This is a genomic window from Ruegeria sp. AWH4_226, from assembly GCF_056159225.1.
The window spans coordinates 1256896-1274602 of sequence record NZ_JBSWUU010000001.1 but is presented as its reverse complement, the minus strand read 5'-3'; the positions used below and the strand labels follow the sequence as shown (position 1 = coordinate 1274602).

The following is a 17707-nucleotide window of genomic DNA, read 5'->3' as shown; positions in this document are numbered from 1 at the left end:
GCCAGAGCGGGATCTGGCCTGTCTGCCATAAACGTCGGTGTGATTTGGTCGGGCTAGCAGGACTCGAACCTGCGACCTTCCGTCCCCCAGACGGACGCGCTACCAGGCTGCGCCATAGCCCGACGATGACGTGTTCATAAAGACTTTCCCGGCAGGGGCAAGAGGAAATCATCGCCTTTTTTTCTTATCCCGCCGTTCGGTTTTCCATACGGTCCAGAATGGCGCGCAAGTCCTTTGCCATAGGAGCAATCTGCTGCAAAAGCTGGTCATCGAAATCTGCTAGGGCCCAGGCTTGCGTTGCGATACCGCGTTTTTGAAGTGCCTCATCCTGACTGTCCGGACTGGCCGCCTCGGGGCGTATTTCAGGTTTGGGTGACGCAGATTGTGCCCGCGCTGCGGGCGCAACTTTTCCGATGGTGGGATCACTTTCCCCCAAATCCATTTTGACCTGTTCACCCGTCGGAGCGGATTTCGAGGTAAATGGTACGACGACATTTTCCTCTGCCGCTGTGTCTGGCTCTGTCCCCTCGTCCAAGCTAGGGGAAAGCGCGGTAACATAAGCTACACCTTTTTCGCGCAGGATACGCTGTACGCCTTTGATGGTGATCCCATCCTCGTGCAACAATTTCTTGATGCCACCCAGAAGGCGCATATCGTTGGGGCGGTAATACCGACGACCTCCGGCGCGCTTTACCGGTTTGACTTGGCTGAAACGGCTTTCCCAGAATCGCAAAACATGAGCCTGAACGTCCAGCCAGACCGCAACTTCACTGATGGTGCGAAACGCGTCGGGGGACTTGCTCATGACCGTGCTGCCCCGATCTTACTTTCGATTCCCTGCGGCGACGCGATCCTTCATCAGGTGCGACGGTCGAAAGGTCAGAACACGACGTGGCTGTATCGGAACTTCTTCCCCGGTTTTGGGGTTGCGGCCGATGCGGGCGGTCTTATCCCGAACACTGAACGTGCCAAAAGACGAGATTTTCACTTGCTCACCGCGCACCAGCGCGTCGGACATATGATTCAAAACGCTTTCAACGAGTTGCGCGCTTTCGTTGCGTGACAGGCCGACCTCACGAAAGACGGCCTCGCTCAGATCCATTCGAGTCAGTGTTTTATCGCCCATACCTATTCCCCTGTTGTTTAGCGAGAATATGGCGAGGGGAAATTCGCTGTCAATATCAATGAATTGCAGGTCTGTGTGTAAGCTGATTTGCGCCGGTTACCAGCGCAGAACCACCGCACCCCAGGCCAGACCGCCGCCAATCGCCTCGGTCACGACAAGATCGCCTTGCTTGATTTGACCCCGTTGTTTGCCTACGGACAGGGCGAGCGGGATAGATGCGGCCGACGTGTTACCGTGGTCCTGTACCGTAACGACCACGTTATCCATCGACAGACCCATTTTCTTGGCAGTGCCCTGAATGATCCGGATATTGGCCTGATGAGGCACGATCCAGTCAACATCGGCACTGCTGAGGCCAGCCGATTCCAAGGCAGTCTCAGCCGTTTTCGTAAGTTTTTCAACGGCATGGCGGAAGACCTGATTGCCTTGCATACGCAAGTGACCTGTCGTCTGGGTGGACACGCCGCCATCGACATAAAGCAGGTCTTTGTATCGTCCGTCCGAGTTAAGGTCGACCGCCAGAATTCCTCGATCCTGTGCGGTACCTTCGCCCTCCTGCAGTTCCAACACGAGGGCGCCCGCACCATCGCCAAACAGCACGCAGGTCGACCGGTCTGTCCAGTCCATGATTCGTGAAAAGGTTTCCGCGCCTATGACAAGCACGCGCCTGGCCTGCCCGGACAGGATCAGGGCGTTGGCATTGCTGAGTGCAAAGACAAACCCGGCGCATACCGCTTGAACATCAAATGCGAAGCCTTTGGCCATGCCCAACTGGGCCTGAACCATCGTGGCGGCAGAGGGAAATGTCAGGTCGGCGGTCGAAGTGGCCAGAACAATCGCATCGATATCGTCGGCGGTCAGACCGGCATCGTCCAAAGCCGCCTGAGCCGCCTTGGACGCCAGATCCGACGTTTTTTCGTCATCGGCGGCAAAGTGGCGGCGTTCAATACCTGAGCGGGTTCTGATCCACTCATCCGTTGTATCAAGCGTCTTTTCAAACTCGGAATTCGGAACAACGCGCTCTGGCAAATAATGTCCGACACCTACGACAACTGAACGGCCTGCCATTTTGGGGTACTGCCTTTTTTGTTATTCGCCGGCCTTTGACGGCGTGTGGGCGGCATCTTGTGCAAGCTCGGCTGTTGATGCAACCCGTGCCGCCAATTTTTCGGCGAAACCAGACTGTGCCAGGGTATAGGCCAGTTTGACTGCTGCCGAGACTCCGGTGGCATCCGCGCCACCATGCGATTTTACCACTGTTCCATTGAGGCCAAGGAAGACCCCACCATTCACGCGGCGCGGGTCGATGCGTTTCTTAAGACGATTAAGCGACGTGATGGCCAGTACCGACGCCAGACGGGACAGCGGAGAGTACTTGAAAGCCTGGCGCAGAAGCTCGCCGATCAGGCCTGCCGTACCTTCACCGGTCTTGATTGCGACGTTGCCGGTAAATCCATCGGTTACAACGACATCGGCCTTGTCACCGGGAATGTCGCTGCCCTCGACAAAGCCCACGAAGTCAAAATTTGCTTGCTCTGCAAACTCTGCGATCAAGGTGTGCGCCTCTTTAAGTTCAGCGCGGCCTTTATGTTCTTCGGTACCCACATTCAGCAGGCCGATCCGCGGGCGTTCAAGTGCCATTCCGTTTCGGGCGTAGGATGCACCCATCAGCGCATATTGCAGCAGATCTTTGGCGTCGGCGCGCACATCCGCGCCTACATCCAGCATAACGTTGAACCCCTGCGGGTTGCGGGATGGCCACAGAATCGCAATCGCCGGGCGGTTCACACCCGGCAATTTACGCAGACGTATCATCGACAGCGCCATTAACGCGCCCGTGTTGCCACAGGAAACAGCACCGTGCGCCTCATTCTGGCGGACGGACTCAAGCGCCGACCACATCGACGTCTGCTTGCTGCTGCGGACAACCTGACTGGGCTTGTCCTCCATCGTGACCACATCGGGGCAATCACGAAAAACGACGCGCCCCTCAAGGACACGTCGTTTGGCGACAAGTTTGCGCAACGTCTGCTCAGGCCCGTGCAGGATGAACGCAATGTCGGGGTTCTTGTTTGCCGATTTGGCAATGCCCGCAACCACGGTTGCGGGCCCCGAATCTCCGCCCATAGCGTCAACCGAGATGGTAATCCGTCCGGCGTGCGAGGGCTGTTCAGTCATGCCTTGCCTGCTGTTTTAAAGGCTTAGGCCGCGTCTTCGTCCAGATCGATTTCGTCGGCCTGTGCGACGACTTCGCGGTCATCGTAGTAGCCACACGCGCCACAAACATGGTGCGGGCGCTTCAGTTCACCACAGTTCGGGCATTCGTTCGGGTTTGCAGCAACCAGAGCGTCGTGTGCGCGGCGATTGTTGCGACGCGACTTGGAAACTTTGTTCTGTTGGACGGCCATGGTCTCAACCTTTGTATAACTATGGGCCAACAGATTCGCTGAGGGCCGGGTTTCATTCTTCGTTTTTTTCGTGGTTTGACGCGCGTTTAGGGCACAAGCCCCACGTTGTCCAACCCAAATTCCGATGAGCGCGCGAAAATACTGCGATTCTCGTCATGTTCAAGCGATTTTTCTGAGGGCCTGCTATGACAGGAAAACCATCCTGTGTCACTCGTCTTTTTTTAACGCATCACGCAAACCAGCCAGCCCGGCAAACGGTTTTACATCTTCGTCCGTCATCGCCTGTTTGCCGGACTCGGTGAAGTTTGACTGACCCAATTCCGCCCCGTCCTTGCGCGGATATAAGGGCAGGGCCAGGGACAATGCCTCGACCATGACAAGGGCGGGATCGATCTCAGAACCAAGCTGTTCGGTGTCGTCGCCTTCGGGAATTTCAAACTCAGCTTCTGTGGGATCACTCCAATCCGCCACAAAGATTCGGGTCACCGGGATGTCGATCCTGCTTGTCACCGGTTCAAGCGTGACGACGCATGGCTGAATCACCGTGGCGCCCAAGTTACCGTTTAGAACCCAGTCCCGCTTGCCTTGTGCCCTAACGTCACCTGCGAAGCTGAGTTTGCGTAAGCCAAGCAGGCCAAGATCGTCTTTTATGGCCTCTAGTGCCTTGGCGTCAGGGCGCAAGTCAAACGTCGTTGGTGCGTTTTGAGGCAGGTCGGCCACCCGCAGAGATGTCTTGTTGCTCATTCGTGACCCTTTCCTGTGTTGAACCGGGGCTGCGGTTTCTGTAATCGGATAGGGTCCGTACGGGGCCAAGGCAAGAGGGTGTAAATGTTGAAGCTTGTAAACAGGTTGAAACCGGCGTCGAAAACGCTTGTCTTTGTGGCCTGTCTGGCGGCAGCAAGTGCGTGTACGCCCGTGTTCAAGAATCATGGATATATCCCGCCCCCCGAGGACCTGGCCGAGATCACGGTGGGCGTGGACACCCGCGACAGCGTGGCCGAAGCAGTCGGTGCCCCCAGTTCATCAGGTGTGGTTCGGGATTCGGGCTATTACTACGTGCGGTCTCGCGTTCGTCACTACGGCCCGAAAAAGCCCGAGGTTGTCTCGCGCGAGCTGGTGGCGATCAGCTTTGATGACAGCGGAGTTGTCCGGAACATCGAACGGTTCGGGCTTGAAGACGGTATTGTGGTCCAATTGGACCGCCGCGTGACCGAATCCACAATTCAGGGCCAGGGCTTTATCCGCCAGCTGCTGGGCAACATTGGCAACTTCAACCCGGCCAACATTCCGGGCGCGACGCAAGAGTAACGGCCACATCTTGCGATAGTCATACCACAGTTACACAGTTTGTGGTAAGGACGCGACAAGAGGAAACCGGTCAGCAACCGTGGAGGATGCGACCATGGCACACTTGCTCTGGAAAGGGCGGTACCGCGCCCGTCTTGGGCAATCGCATCACGATCTGGCGTTGGCGCAGCGGCTTCGGACGTTGGCCTTCGGCACGGAACAGACCGATCACGATCAGTTCGATCCGGTTTGCGCTCATATCCTTATTGAAGATATGCGGGAGGGTGGGCAGTTGGTCTGCTGCTTCCGCATGTTGACCATGGAAGATGGGTCCGAGATTGGCCAAAGCTATTCGGCGCAATTCTATGACCTGTCTGCTTTGGAAGGGTTCCAAGGGCGGATGGTCGAAATGGGGCGGTTCTGCATCCATCCTGACTGGACCGACCCGGACATCCTTCGCGTCGCTTGGGGGGCGATGACCGCCTATGTCGATCAGAACGGGATTGAGATGCTGTTTGGCTGTTCCTCTTTCGCAGGCACCGAGACCAAAGAGTATCTGGACGCCTTCGCCATGCTGAAACATCGCCATCTTGCGCCAAAACGCTGGTTGCCAAGGGTGAAGGCACCGGATGTTTTTCGGTTCGCCGCGCGTCTGCGCCGCAGGCCGGACGTAAAAAAGGCGATGATGCGGATGCCGCCTTTGCTGCGAACCTACTTGATGATGGGCGGCTGGGTCAGCGATCACGCGGTGGTAGACCGCCACATGAACACGTTGCATGTTTTTACGGGGCTTGAGATTGGCGCGATCCCCCCGGCGCGGAAACGTCTGCTGCGTGCGGTGGCCGGGTAATCGCCGTTGACGCTTTGGCCTTACCGGTTTAGCTGGCGGGCATGGCGAGAATTCCTTTATTGCAGATGTCCGGTATTTCCCTGACTTTCGGGGGTGATCCGGTGTTTTCCGAACTTGATTTGGTGGTCCAGCCCGGTGATCGCGTCGCACTGGTTGGGCGGAACGGTTCGGGAAAGTCCACCCTTATGAAAGTCATGGCCGGGTTGGTTGAGGCTGATCACGGTGACATCGTGGTGCCGCCCGGAAAATCCGTCGGATACATGGAGCAGGATCCCGGCATGGAGGGGTTCGCAACGCTGGGTGATTACGCTTCCAGCGGGTTAGAGCCGGGCGAGTTGTACAAGGTTGAGCGAGCCGGGGAGGGGTTGAAGTTCGATCCCGAACGCGCGGTTGAAACCGCCTCGGGTGGGGAGCGTCGGCGGGCGGCGCTGGCCAAGTTGATGGCCGAAGCGCCCGATTTAATGTTGCTGGACGAACCGACCAACCATCTGGACATCGAAGCCATCACATGGCTGGAGCGCGAGTTGGGATCGACGCGGGCAGCTTTTGTGTTGATCTCACATGACCGCGCATTCCTGCGCGCCTTGACCCGCGCGACCTTGTGGATCGACCGTGGAATGGTGCGGCGGCAGGAACAGGGATTCGAAGCGTTCGAGGCCTGGCGTGACAAGGTCTGGGAAGAAGAAGACCAGCAGCGCCACAAGCTGAATCGCCTGATCAAGTCCGAGGCCAAATGGGCCGTCGAGGGCATCAGCGCGCGGCGAAAACGCAACCAAGGCCGGGTGCGCGCCTTGCAAGCCCTTCGCGCCGAAAAGGCGGCTCAGATCAAGCGTCAGGGTGCGGCTGCTATGGCGCTGGAGGCGGGACCAAAGTCCGGTAGAAAAGTGATCGAAGCCAAAGGCGTGTCGAAGTCGTTTGGCGAAACGCAGATCGTGCGAAACCTTGATCTGCTGGTGCAACGCAGCGACCGGGTGGCCTTTGTCGGGCCGAACGGCGTAGGCAAGACCACGCTCTTGAAAATACTGTTGGGTCAGGAACAGCCAGATGAGGGCTCCGTAACCTTGGGCACCAATCTGGAGATCGCTGTGTTCGACCAAGCCCGCGCGCAACTGGACCCGGAAATGACCCTTTGGGACAGTCTGACCGGTGACCCGGAGATGCGGGTATCTGGCAAGGCTGATCAGGTCATGGTCGGAGGTCAACCCAAGCACGTGGTCGGTTACCTCAAGGAGTTTCTGTTCGACGAAGCGCAAGCAAGGGCGGCTGTTAAGTCTTTGTCAGGTGGTGAGAAAGCGCGTTTGCTTCTGGCGAAGCTGATGGCGAAACCTTCGAACCTGCTGGTGCTGGACGAACCAACCAACGATCTGGATGTTGAAACACTGGATCTGCTGCAAGAACTGCTGGATGATTATGACGGCACTGTTCTGCTGGTCAGTCACGACCGGGATTTTCTGGATCGGGTTGCCACAACGACCATAGCTATGGAAGGCAATGGCCGTGCAACCGTTTACGCGGGCGGCTGGTCAGACTACATCGCGCAGCGTGGTGACGTTGCCGAGAAGAAGCCAGAAAAAACAAAGCCTTCAGTCCCGAAGGTGAAGTCGGAAAGCCAGCCGAAATCGGGTCTGTCATTCTCGGAAAAACACCGGCTTGAAAAACTGCCAGCCGAGATTGCCCGGCTTGAGGCCGAGATCGGCAAGCTGGAAGAGCTCATGTCTGATCCCGAGCTCTTTACCCGCGAGCCGATCAAGTTCCAAAAAGCCACCGAAGCTTTGGTCGAGCGGCAAGAGAAACTGGCCGCGGCTGAAGATGAATGGCTGACGCTCGAAGAAAAGGCCGAAGGTGCCTAGGGGCGCCGAAGCGGCCGGGCGGGATTACCCACAACCGTTTCTCCGGCGGCAACGTCCTTGGTCACGACGCTACCTGCGCCGATTGTCGCATTGTCGCCAATAGTAACGCCGGGCATCAGAATAGCCCCACCGCCGACCCAGACGTGTCGACCAATCGTGACGGGCAGCCCGATTTCCAGCCCTTGCGCGCGCTCTTCGGGGTCTTTGGCATGTTGGGCGCAATAGATTTGAACATGCGGGCCGAACATCGAGTCATCTCCGACCCGCACGGATGCTGTATCCAGAATCACGCAGCCCGAATTGAAGAACACCCGCGCGCCGAGGTGTATATTGATCCCATATGCACAATGAAACGGAGCTTCGAAAAAGCAATCTGATCCAACGCTTGCGAACAGCGCCATTAGCTCCGGGGCCATCGCTCCCCGCGCATCCGGGGGACAGGTGTTGTGGGCGTGTACTGCGCGTCGGGCATGGGCGCGCAAATCGTCAAGCTCGGGGTCCAGACAGCAATACCATTGCCCGGCCTGCATCTTTTCTCTCTCGGTCATGGGGCAGACCTATCGCATGCGCAGTGCGCCGTCGATACGGATAACTTCACCGTTCAGATACCCCATCTCGACGATGAAACCGGCCAGCTTGCCGTATTCACGCGGATCACCCAGTCGCGCAGGGTTGGGAACGTCAGCGGCCAGCTGTTGCTGTACCTCTTCGGGCAGCCCGGCCAGCATTGGGGTCATGAATATGCCCGGTGCGATGGCCATAACCCGGATGCCGGTCGAAGCCAGATCGCGGGCCATGGGCAGCGTCATGCCCACGACACCGCCTTTCGACGCCGCATAAGCCGCCTGACCCTTTTGCCCATCAAAAGCCGCGATTGAAGCCGTATTAATGATCACGCCACGCGCGCCGTCCGGTTCGGGTTCATTCTTTGCCATTTCGGCCGCAGCCAGGCGTGAGACGTTGAAAGTTCCGACCAGGTTAATGTCAATGGTGCGTTGGAAGGCGTCCAAAGGGTGGGGGCCGTCTTTCCCAACGGTCTTGATCCCAAACGCGACCCCCGCGCAGTTTACCGCGGCCGTGATGCGCCCCATTTTGTCCATCGCCTGCGCTATGGCCGCTGCAACCGATTCTTCGTCAGTTACGTCCGTTTGAGCGAAATAGCCGCCAATTTCGGATGCAACCCTTTCGCCCCGCTCGGAATCGCGGTCAAGAATCGTAACTTTCGCGCCCTGTTCGGCAAAATACCGGGCGGTTGCTTCGCCAAGCCCCGAAGCGCCGCCAGTGATGACCGCGGATGTGGAAGACAATTGCATGGCAGATCCTTTCCTTCGGGATATGAACGTGTGTTCATTTAATGCAAGGGTTTGGGGTCTGTCCACGGTTTTGATGCCCTGGACACAGTTTTCAAAGCGTTTCTCAAGGCAATCTCAGACAATCTTTAACCGCGCTTAATGAGCGAGTCTCACATCGATAGCGAATGCAATGAGGCGTGGCATGAACGCCAAGCAAGGAGACAAGCAATATGTTCAGGAGTTCAAGGGTCGGAGTTCCCGCGCTGATAGCGGCACCTTTTCTGACCGTGATAGCAGCAGGCAGCGTCGCAGCGGCACCAGAGGTCTGCAATTGGAAAACCGCGCGGGATGCTGCAAACCGAGGTGATTACAGGGCGTTGTGTGAGTGTCAGCAGGTTACGCCCAGCTTCTTGGAGCGTCTGCAATCGCGGTCAGATTTTGCAACAACACTACAAAACACGTCTGCGCAATGCCCGGGGTTAGCTGCCTTGTTAACGGACCTGCCAACCGCGTCAATCACTGCGTCAGGTAGTTTGGGCGAGTCCCGCGGAGGTGAAGAGTTTGCATCGTCGGGCGTGGACAACAGAGGTGGCTCTAACGGAGGAAGCGGCCCCGGTAATGGTGGCGGCAGCGATCCGGGTGATGGTGGCGGAAGCGACCCGGGTGATGGTGGCGGAAGCGACCCGGGTGACGGTGGCGGAAGCGACCCGGGTGATGGTGGCGGCGGTGGTAACGGCGGCAATAATGGCGGCGGCAACGGCGGCAACAATGGCGGCGGCAACGGCGGCAATAATGGCGGCGGTAACGGTGGCAATAATGGCGGCGGTAACGGTGGCAACAATGGCGGCGGCAACGGCGGCAACAATGGCGGCGGGAACGGCGGCAAAAATGGCGGTGGCAACGGCGGCAATAATGGCGGCGGCAACGGCGGCAATAATGGCGGCGGTAACGGTGGCAATAATGGCGGCGGCAACGGCGGCAACAATGGCGGCGGCAACGGCGGCAACAATGGCGGCGGTAACGGTGGCAACAATGGCGGCGGTAACGGCGGCAACAATGGCGGCGGTAACGGCGGCAACAATGGCGGCGGTAACGGCGGCAACAATGGCGGCGGCAAAGGCGGCGACGGCAAAGGTGGCGGCAAGGGCGGCCACGGCGGCGGCAAAGGCGGCGACGGCAAAGGTGGCGGCAAGGGCGGCAAGCGCTAAGCGCACCAACAGAACCGGAAAAGAAAACGGCCACCCGATCGGGTGGCCGTTAGCAGTTTAGAACAAGGCTCTGATCAGCCCAGCTGCACCAACGCGTGACGCTTCTTGCCCGCGCTCAGCTTGATCGGAGACGAAAGCGCGCCCGCGTCGATCATCAGCCCTGCATCGGTCAACGGTGCGTCATCCAGCTTGGCGCCGTTCTCGGCGATCAGACGCTTGGCCTCTTTGCCCGATTTTGCCAGCCCTGATTTCACGATGATCTGCACGATGGACATCCCGTCGCCCAGCTCATCCGAGCTTAGCGTCAGGGTGGGAAGGTCTCCGCCCACACCGCCTTTTTCAAAAACCTCGCGTGCAGTCGCTTCGGCGGTCTCAGCGGCCGGGGCTCCGTGGGCCAGTGTCGTCACTTCATTGGCAAGGCGGATCTTGGCCTCGTTGATCTCGGACCCTTGCAGCGCACCCAGACGGTCACACTCATCCACGGGCAGTTCGGTATAAAGCTTCAGGAAGCGACCCACATCCGCATCGGTGGTATTGCGCCAGAACTGCCAGAATTCATAAGGAGAGCGCATGTCGGCGTTCAGCCAAACCGCGCCATCCTGAGATTTGCCCATCTTCTTGCCGTCGCTGGTGGTCAGCAGGGGCGATGTCAGGCCGTAAATTTCGTGATCCAACACGCGGCGGGTCAGGTCGATCCCGTTGACGATGTTACCCCATTGGTCACTGCCGCCCATTTGCAGAACGCAACCATACCGGCGGTTCAGTTCCAAGAAGTCATAAGCCTGTAGGATCATGTAGTTGAACTCAAGGAAGCTCAGCGATTGTTCGCGATCAAGCCGCGATTTCACGGACTCGAACGAAAGCATCCGGTTGACCGAGAAATGCCGCCCGATATCGCGCAGAAAATCAAGGTAGTTCAGACCGTCCAACCACTCGGCATTGTTCAGCATCAGCGCTTTGTTTTCGGCGTCAGTGTCGTAGTCGATATAGGCCGCAAACACCTTCTTCATGCCGGCGATGTTTTCGTCGATCTGTTCAGGGCCCAACAGGGGGCGTTCATCCGCACGAAAAGACGGGTCGCCCACCTTGGTGGTGCCGCCGCCCATCAGGGTGATTGGTTGGTGGCCGGTCTTCTGGAACCAGCGCAGCATCATGATCTGGATCAGGCTGCCCACATGCAACGACTTGGCCGTTGCATCAAAGCCGATATAGGCCGGTTTGCACCCACTGATCAGCGCTTCGTCAAGGCCCTGATAATCGGTGCAGTCGGCGAGAAAGCCGCGCTCGATCATCGTGGCGATGAAATCCGATTTGGGGTGGTAGGTCATATCGTGCCCTTTGGGTTTATGTTGCGGGGCACTGTATAGGCGGCGTGTCAGGCAAGGAAAAGGCACCATTTCCAAGAAAACGTGGACCGCGTCAGCTTTTGGTAGGCGGCAGACGAAGAGCATACACCATCGCGACCAAATTCAGGGCAGCCAGTGCAAAGATTGGTGTGATCGGATCGTGCAGATGCGCCACCGCACCAAGGATCGCGGCAAATACAATGCCGATCAAGCCCGCGCAGACGTCGCCGAGGGCCACAAGATAGGGGCGCTCTTTCTCCGAGGTCATTTCGATGATGTAGAGATACCGGCCGTAAATCACTCCGTTCCCGCCCAAGGACAGCAGCAGGATGACCAGCGCGTAAATCCAGACATTCTGAGAGTACCCGAGAAATGTGAACACCAGAGCCAGAACGGCAGATCCTGCTGAAATCATGCATCCCATCCACATCACGGGTTTGACCGAAATCCTGCCGCTAAGCCAGCCCCACACGAGCGAGCCAAGTACCATACCAAGGCTGGCAGCCATTACGAAGTAGCTCAGCGAATGTTTGGTGCCCACGTGAAAGGTTGCTGCGTGGATTGTGTAAAATGGCATCGCCAACTCGACCGAAACAAAGATGAGGCGTGCGGTTACAAACTTGCGATACCATTTGTACGCCATGCCGGTTTTGAAACCGGTCTTCAGTTCGGACAGGGGTTTCGTTTTTGCTTTGGTCGTGGGTGAACGGGTCTGCTCCACTTCTAAAAGCCGTACGCCGGCAAAGCTTACCCCGGCGGCAAAAATGGCGACAACGCCGCACCACAAGACGACAATGTGCCGTTGCAACGGCTGTTCCGAGGCCAGCAGGTCGCGAGTTATCCACACAATGAGAATCGCCAGAATGCCCGAGATCGTGGCCTGGGCAAAAACCATTCGATTCCGTTTTTCGTTTGGGATGGATATTCCATAGATCTGACTTGTGCCGAGACTTGTAATCCCCTGGCATAGGCCCATGATGACTGCGGTGGTCAGAAACAGCAGTACGATCATAACATTGGGCAAGTCAGTTGCGAACAGGGCCAGAATCGCCAGAACAGTTGCCGTCAGGATATTGGGCACATAGACAGCCAGCTTTGCGCGGGTCACCCTGTTGATGAACGGCGACATGAATATCTCAGCAATCAGACGCGATCCGGTGACAAAGGGCAGCAGCAAGCTGGCGAAAAAGGTCGGTGCCCCCAGTGCCAGATACAGGAATGGCAAAACCAGATTGGGGTTTACCAGCTGTCCGCCAATCGTCGCCAGCGAACCTGACCAAAAGATCAGCTGGTAATTACGCCTTTCGGCGGGTTGTTTTGGAGCCTGAGTGTCCGTCATGCCTGACCATAAAAGATGCCGATGCGTGCAATCGTTACCCAGGCCGCGTTTTCACGCAAGCGTCTGTAGAGCTGTTGTGGTCGCAGGCACCCATACAGCACCGAAATTGAGCGTTTGAGTTTGATGCAACTTGCTTTACCGGTCGTCTGAAGTGCAGGTTGAGCGTCATCAAACAACAAAAACCGAGGTGGGTGTGAACCGGGCTATCAGGAAACACGGACCGATCAGGGCCTTGGGGGCGATGTCAGGTACATCGCTGGATGGTGTGGATGCCGCGGTTGTTGAAACTGACGGGTACCAGATTTTTGGGTTCGGCCCGAGCGGCTATCGCGCCTATACAAAAACCGAACGAGCTGATCTGCGCGCCGCACTGGGCCATTGGCACGGACCGATGGTGGATAGGGCTGCTGAGTTGGTGACGATTGCTCATGCCGAGGCGCTCTCGGAATTTGATGCGGTTGACCTGATCGGATTCCACGGACAAACCCTGGCGCATGAGCCGCGCGGGCGGGGCACCTTGCAGGTGGGCGATGGCAAAGGGCTGGCGCAGGCACTGGGCGTGCCGGTTGTTTGGGATTTCCGAAGTGATGATATCGCAATGGGGGGTGAGGGTGCGCCTCTGGCGCCGTTCTTTCACTTCGCCTGCGCCAAATGGATCGGCGCGACTCAGCCGTTGTGTTTCCTGAATCTTGGCGGGGTGGGGAACCTTACGTATGTGGACCCCAGCTTTGACGCGCCAGAGAGACCCGGAGCTTTGTTGGCATTTGACACCGGTCCAGCCAACGCGCCGGTGGATGATCTGATGCAAGTGCGTTTCGGCCTGCCGATGGATCGCGATGGAGCAATGGCCAAAGGCGGCACGGTTGAGACCGGCGCGCTCGAACTTTTTCTGGCTGAGGCCTATTTTAACCGAATGCCGCCCAAGTCTCTGGATCGAAACGACTTTGCCGAGATGATCAAGCTGGTGAAGGAACTGGACGATGCCGATGCCGTGGCCACTCTGACCGCCATGTGTGCGGCAGGCGTGGCCCAGGGGATGGAGCATTGCCCGAAAGCGCCTGCGCGCGTGTTGGTGACCGGGGGCGGGCGGCACAACCCGGTGCTGATGGAAATGCTGCGTGTCTCACTTGATTGTCCGGTCGAACCGGTCGAGGCGGTGGGTCTGGACGGCGACATGCTTGAGGCGCAAGCCTTTGCCTATCTGGCTGTCCGCGTTGCGCGCGGCCTGCCAACCTCGTGCCCCGGAACAACAGGCGTCAAAGCGCTTGTTGGCGGCGGGGTTGTGAGCATGGTTCCGGGGCGAAACCAGACAATTGCCAATGCTTGAAAACCGGGATCGACACTATTGAACGCGCAAAAGCTAGCCTTTCAACCGCGCGGTATATCAAATTCCGGCTCGGCCAACACGAAGCCTTCAAACTCAAAACCCGGCGAGACGGTGCAACTGACCAGAGTATAGTCGCCGGTCGTGCGCGCAGACTGCCAGTGGTTCTTGGGCACGATCATTTGCGGCGCGCCCTTGGTCAGGTCAGGGGTCAGCATGTGGTCGGTCGCTGGGCCATCATCCGTAGGGCTGAGGGTTAGGATCAGCGGCGCACCTGAGTGGAACAACCATATCTCGGTTGCGTCAACACGGTGCCAGTGGCTGCGTTCACCCGCTTGCAATAGGAAATAGATGCAGGTGCCCGTAGCGCGACCAGCGTTGTCGGCCCGCCAGGTTTCGCGGAACCAGCCGCCTTCGGGGTGGCGTTGCAGGTGCAGGCGGTCGATGATCTCTTGCGCGGTCATGGGGGCCTCGGGCGTGTTGGATCGATTATGCATGCGGACGTGCGATCCGCTATGGTATTTGGGCGTTTCGACAATATGTTTGCGGCATGACCTTGAATATCCCTTTTGACAACAGCTACGCTCGGCTTCCGAACACCTTCTTCGCCCGTCAGGCGCCGGTTCCCGTGCGCGCGCCGCGCCTTGTCGCATTCAATGAGGGCTTGGCGCAAATATTGCGTGTAGCACCCGGTGACGTTGAGGAAATGGCCGAGACTTTTGCGGGGAACGTTGTTCCTGAAGGAGCCGAACCGATTGCGCAGCTGTATTCGGGGCACCAGTTCGGTAACTACAACCCCCAGCTTGGCGATGGGCGCGCCGTTCTTCTGGGTGAAACCGTTGGTACAGATGGCGTACGCCGTGACATTCAGTTGAAGGGATCGGGTCAGACCCCGTTCAGCCGCCGGGGCGATGGCCGTGCGTGGCTGGGCCCGGTACTACGGGAATATGTTGTGTCTGAGGCGATGCACGCGCTGGGCATTCCCACGACCCGAGCGCTGGCCGCGGTTGAAACCGGTGAGGTTGTTCTGCGCGAAGGTCCGATGCCCGGAGCGGTCCTGACACGCATCGCACAAAGCCATCTGCGCGTGGGAACGTTTCAGGTGTTTGCCGGTCGGGGACAGATTGACAGCCTGAAGCGTCTAACCGACTATGCCATCGCCCGACACTATCCAAACGCATCGGGGCCGATGGATCTGTTGCGCGCGGTGCGCGACGCTCAGGCTCGGCTGATTGCAGGCTGGATGAGCGTGGGCTTTATCCACGGGGTGATGAATACCGACAATTTCTCAATCGCCGGAGAGACGATTGATTATGGTCCGTGCGCTTTTATGGACAGCTACCACCCCAATACGGTTTATAGCTCGATCGATCGGATGGGGCGCTATGCGTATTCCAATCAACCCGACATTGCCGTGTGGAACCTTGCACAGCTTGCAACGGCGTTGATCCAGCAATTCGATGATCCCGAACAAGCCGTTGAGGAGGCGACCGAGATCGTGCATGCGATGCCCCCTCTGATACAGCAGGAATGGCTGGCCCGGTTCCGGGCCAAGATCGGTCTGTTATCCGAAGATGAGGGCGATGAGGCGTTGATCGCTGACCTGCTGACCCGGATGGCGCAAAACTCGGCCGATTTCACCAACACCTTCCGGGCTTTGAGCGGTGACAAGGCTCGCGATCAGTTCCTTGCCCCCGACGCATTCGATGACTGGGCGAAGGGCTGGCGGGAACGGCTGAAGCGCGAGGAAAACCCTCAGGCCGTGATGAATGCTGCCAACCCCGCCTTTATCCCGCGCAACCACAGGGTTGAGCAGATGATCCAGGCGGCTGTTCAAGGGGATTATACCCCGTTCTACCGGCTCAACGCCGTGCTTGCACACCCCTACGAGGATCAGCCCGATGCGAGTGATTTAGCGCGGCCTCCGACCGAAAGGGAAGTGGTCCATGCGACTTTCTGCGGGACGTAAAGGTGCCTTTGGGTTGATCTGAACGTTTAAAGCCCCTGTCGGTAGACACCTGGCGTGCCGTTTAATCCCGCAAAATCTCTGACACGGCGGCACTGACGATCAGCGCTGCGCCAAACGCTTCGCGCAGGCGATAGCTTGGTCGCAGGCCAGATAGTCATGAAGATCATTGGCAAAATATAAATCGCTGAAAGAAGCACCAAACCCAGCACTGTATTAATGACACCCGAAACGTCAGGGCGGATATCCCTTGTCGTGTCGGCATAAGGTGCCAAGGGCGCGGTGATCAAGAGGAGCTGCATTTGCCGCCTATTTTTTAGTCAGGTTGTCGCGGTTCACCCTGTATGGCGGGAAGCAGGGGGTTGCACCCAGCGCCCAGCGTGGCACTTTATCTGTATTTGTTTGATCAGAGCCACATGAAACCCCAGTCGACCCTGCGCATTGCCAGCTACAATATTCAGAAATGCGTCGGGCTCGATTTCCGACGGCAGCCCCAGCGCATCATGCAGGTTATCGACAGCATGAAAGCTGATATCGTGGTCCTGCAAGAGGCCGATAAACGCCTTCCGCCACGCCCTGCAGCATTGCCGCATTTTATGCTGGATGAGGCAGGGTGGCAGATTGTTGATCTGGGTGGGGCAGGCAGTCTGGGTTGGCATGGCAATGCCGTAATTTGGCGCGGAGACGCGATCCGCGTACGCCAAAAAGGCCACCACGACCTGCCGGGGCTAGAGCCGCGAGGCATGGTTCAGGTTGAGTTCGACACGCAAATCGGACCGTTGCGCGTGATTGGCATGCATCTTGGTCTATTGCCTGCATCGAGGCGGCAGCAGATCATACATATCCGCCGATTTGACAAAAAGCTCAACGATATGCCGACCGTGTGGGCGGGGGATTTTAACGAATGGTCGCGTCAGCCGGTGTTGGATCATCTGGCCCCGGATATGCGATTTTTGCCACCGGTGCCTAGTTTTCCAGCTGCCCAACCGCTGGGTGCGCTGGACCGGATCGCGCTGGGCGATGGGTTAGAGGCGGTGTTGCACGGTGTGCATGATGCGCGGCCCGCTCATATCGCCTCGGATCACCTGCCGATCTGGGCTGACCTGCGTCGTGTGACGCAAGGCGCAAATCCCCTGTGGCGCGATCCGCACAGACGTATTAAGACATAACCCCGAACTACTCTGAGGGTCACACATGACCGATACGATTATCGCCCGCTGCGAAGCAAAAGGACTGCGCATGACGGGCCAGCGCCGCACAATTGCACAGGTGCTGCAGCAAAGCGACGATCACCCCGATGTCGAGGAGCTTTATGCCCGCGCGTCCGAGGTGGATTCGGGTATCTCGATCGCTACGGTCTATCGCACCGTGAAACTGTTCGAAGAGGCGGGGATCCTCGACCGGCTGGAGTTCGGAGACGGGCGCGCGCGGTATGAAGATGCCGAGCGTGATCATCACGACCACCTGATCGATTTGCAGTCTGGCGAAGTGATCGAATTCGTCGACCCTGAAATCGAAATTTTGCAGGAAAAGATCGCGGCCAAGCTGGGTTACAAGCTGAAAGGCCACCGGCTGGAACTGTACGGCGTTCCGCTCAAACAGGACTGAATCATCACGGATCGCGAAGGGCAGGCGCACGGGAATTCATGTTTTCCGGCCCGATAGCACTTGCCCGTGAGGCTTGGTTGCGCTTTTGGTGAAGATTGCGGCC

General features: G+C 58.0%; 19 protein-coding genes and 1 tRNA gene. 8 read left to right on the top strand and 12 right to left on the bottom strand.

All coding sequences use genetic code 11. From position 1 onward, the window contains the following. Positions 1-45 precede the first annotated feature (45 nt). From ACXAET_RS06185 to ACXAET_RS06155, 7 genes are all read right to left on the bottom strand, one after another. A tRNA-Pro gene (locus ACXAET_RS06185) sits at positions 46-122 on the bottom strand. A 62-nt stretch (positions 123-184) separates the two neighbouring features. Beyond that, positions 185-805, bottom strand: a complete 621-nt coding sequence (locus ACXAET_RS06180) for a MerR family transcriptional regulator (protein WP_475182661.1) — start codon at positions 803-805, stop codon at positions 185-187. Between the two features lie 18 nt (positions 806-823). After that, positions 824-1126 carry an integration host factor subunit alpha gene (gene ihfA / locus ACXAET_RS06175; RefSeq protein WP_008755922.1) on the bottom strand — a complete coding sequence of 101 codons (303 nt, stop codon included), beginning with the start codon at positions 1124-1126 and terminating at the stop codon, positions 824-826. Between the two features lie 96 nt (positions 1127-1222). After that, the gene (locus tag ACXAET_RS06170; protein ID WP_475182657.1) at positions 1223-2194 is read right to left on the bottom strand and encodes a beta-ketoacyl-ACP synthase III; all 972 of its coding nucleotides are present in this window, start codon (positions 2192-2194) and stop codon (positions 1223-1225) included. Positions 2195-2215: 21 nt separating this feature from the next. Further along, positions 2216-3304, bottom strand: a complete 1089-nt coding sequence (plsX, locus tag ACXAET_RS06165; protein ID WP_475182654.1) for a phosphate acyltransferase PlsX — start codon at positions 3302-3304, stop codon at positions 2216-2218. A gap of 23 nt (positions 3305-3327) precedes the next feature. Next, positions 3328-3534, bottom strand: coding sequence for a 50S ribosomal protein L32 (gene rpmF, locus ACXAET_RS06160; RefSeq protein WP_039531231.1), 207 nt, complete (start codon positions 3532-3534; stop codon positions 3328-3330). A 207-nt stretch (positions 3535-3741) separates the two neighbouring features. Continuing rightward, positions 3742-4278 (bottom strand): YceD family protein, encoded by a 537-nt coding sequence (locus tag ACXAET_RS06155; RefSeq protein WP_475182651.1) that lies wholly within the window; start codon positions 4276-4278, stop codon positions 3742-3744. Positions 4279-4362: 84 nt separating this feature from the next. On the opposite strand from ACXAET_RS06155, the gene ACXAET_RS06150 reads away from it, so the two are divergent. The 3 genes from ACXAET_RS06150 to ACXAET_RS06140 all read left to right on the top strand — a co-directional run bounded on the left by ACXAET_RS06150 (position 4363) and on the right by ACXAET_RS06140 (position 7521). Beyond that, a complete protein-coding gene (locus ACXAET_RS06150) occupies positions 4363-4842 on the top strand; it encodes an outer membrane protein assembly factor BamE (protein ID WP_475182649.1) in 480 nt (159 codons plus the stop codon). Between the two features lie 94 nt (positions 4843-4936). Further along, positions 4937-5671, top strand: a complete 735-nt coding sequence (locus tag ACXAET_RS06145; RefSeq protein WP_475182646.1) for a GNAT family N-acetyltransferase — start codon at positions 4937-4939, stop codon at positions 5669-5671. Positions 5672-5712: 41 nt separating this feature from the next. After that, on the top strand, positions 5713-7521 hold the full coding sequence (locus ACXAET_RS06140; RefSeq protein WP_475182644.1) for an ABC-F family ATP-binding cassette domain-containing protein: 1809 nt from the start codon (positions 5713-5715) through the stop codon (positions 7519-7521). Here ACXAET_RS06140 and ACXAET_RS06135 read toward each other — a convergent pair. Further along, entirely contained in the window at positions 7518-8069 is a 552-nt protein-coding gene (locus ACXAET_RS06135) for a sugar O-acetyltransferase (protein WP_475182641.1), read from the bottom strand. The two genes, ACXAET_RS06140 and ACXAET_RS06135, sit on opposite strands and share 4 nt — an antisense overlap. Positions 8070-8078: 9 nt before the next feature. After that, positions 8079-8834 (bottom strand): 3-hydroxyacyl-CoA dehydrogenase, encoded by a 756-nt coding sequence (locus ACXAET_RS06130; RefSeq protein ID WP_475182639.1) that lies wholly within the window; start codon positions 8832-8834, stop codon positions 8079-8081. 209 nt (positions 8835-9043) lie between these two features. Here ACXAET_RS06130 and ACXAET_RS06125 point away from each other — a divergent pair, with 209 nt between their 5' ends. Further along, complete coding sequence (locus ACXAET_RS06125) at positions 9044-10021, top strand: hypothetical protein (protein WP_475182636.1); 978 nt, start codon at positions 9044-9046, stop codon at positions 10019-10021. A 74-nt stretch (positions 10022-10095) separates the two neighbouring features. Here ACXAET_RS06125 and tyrS read toward each other — a convergent pair whose 3' ends face one another. After that, positions 10096-11349 (bottom strand): tyrosine--tRNA ligase, encoded by a 1254-nt coding sequence (gene tyrS, locus ACXAET_RS06120; protein ID WP_475182633.1) that lies wholly within the window; start codon positions 11347-11349, stop codon positions 10096-10098. Positions 11350-11440: 91 nt separating this feature from the next. Beyond that, positions 11441-12706: an MFS transporter gene (locus ACXAET_RS06115; RefSeq protein WP_475182628.1), complete on the bottom strand. Its 1266-nt coding sequence runs from the start codon at positions 12704-12706 to the stop codon at positions 11441-11443. Between the two features lie 193 nt (positions 12707-12899). On the opposite strand from ACXAET_RS06115, the gene ACXAET_RS06110 reads away from it, so the two are divergent. Further along, the gene (locus ACXAET_RS06110) at positions 12900-14033 is read left to right on the top strand and encodes an anhydro-N-acetylmuramic acid kinase (protein WP_475182625.1); all 1134 of its coding nucleotides are present in this window, start codon (positions 12900-12902) and stop codon (positions 14031-14033) included. Between the two features lie 41 nt (positions 14034-14074). Here ACXAET_RS06110 and ACXAET_RS06105 read toward each other — a convergent pair whose 3' ends face one another. Further along, positions 14075-14494 carry a cupin domain-containing protein gene (locus tag ACXAET_RS06105; protein WP_475187131.1) on the bottom strand — a complete coding sequence of 140 codons (420 nt, stop codon included), beginning with the start codon at positions 14492-14494 and terminating at the stop codon, positions 14075-14077. 86 nt (positions 14495-14580) lie between these two features. Between ACXAET_RS06105 and ACXAET_RS06100 the strand changes: the two genes are divergently transcribed. The 3 genes from ACXAET_RS06100 to ACXAET_RS06090 all read left to right on the top strand — a co-directional run bounded on the left by ACXAET_RS06100 (position 14581) and on the right by ACXAET_RS06090 (position 17604). Further along, positions 14581-15999 (top strand): protein adenylyltransferase SelO, encoded by a 1419-nt coding sequence (locus ACXAET_RS06100; RefSeq protein WP_475182621.1) that lies wholly within the window; start codon positions 14581-14583, stop codon positions 15997-15999. A gap of 413 nt (positions 16000-16412) precedes the next feature. Continuing rightward, positions 16413-17165: an endonuclease/exonuclease/phosphatase family protein gene (locus ACXAET_RS06095; RefSeq protein ID WP_475182618.1), complete on the top strand. Its 753-nt coding sequence runs from the start codon at positions 16413-16415 to the stop codon at positions 17163-17165. A gap of 25 nt (positions 17166-17190) precedes the next feature. Beyond that, positions 17191-17604: a Fur family transcriptional regulator gene (locus ACXAET_RS06090; protein ID WP_475182615.1), complete on the top strand. Its 414-nt coding sequence runs from the start codon at positions 17191-17193 to the stop codon at positions 17602-17604. Positions 17605-17707: the final 103 nt, after the last annotated feature.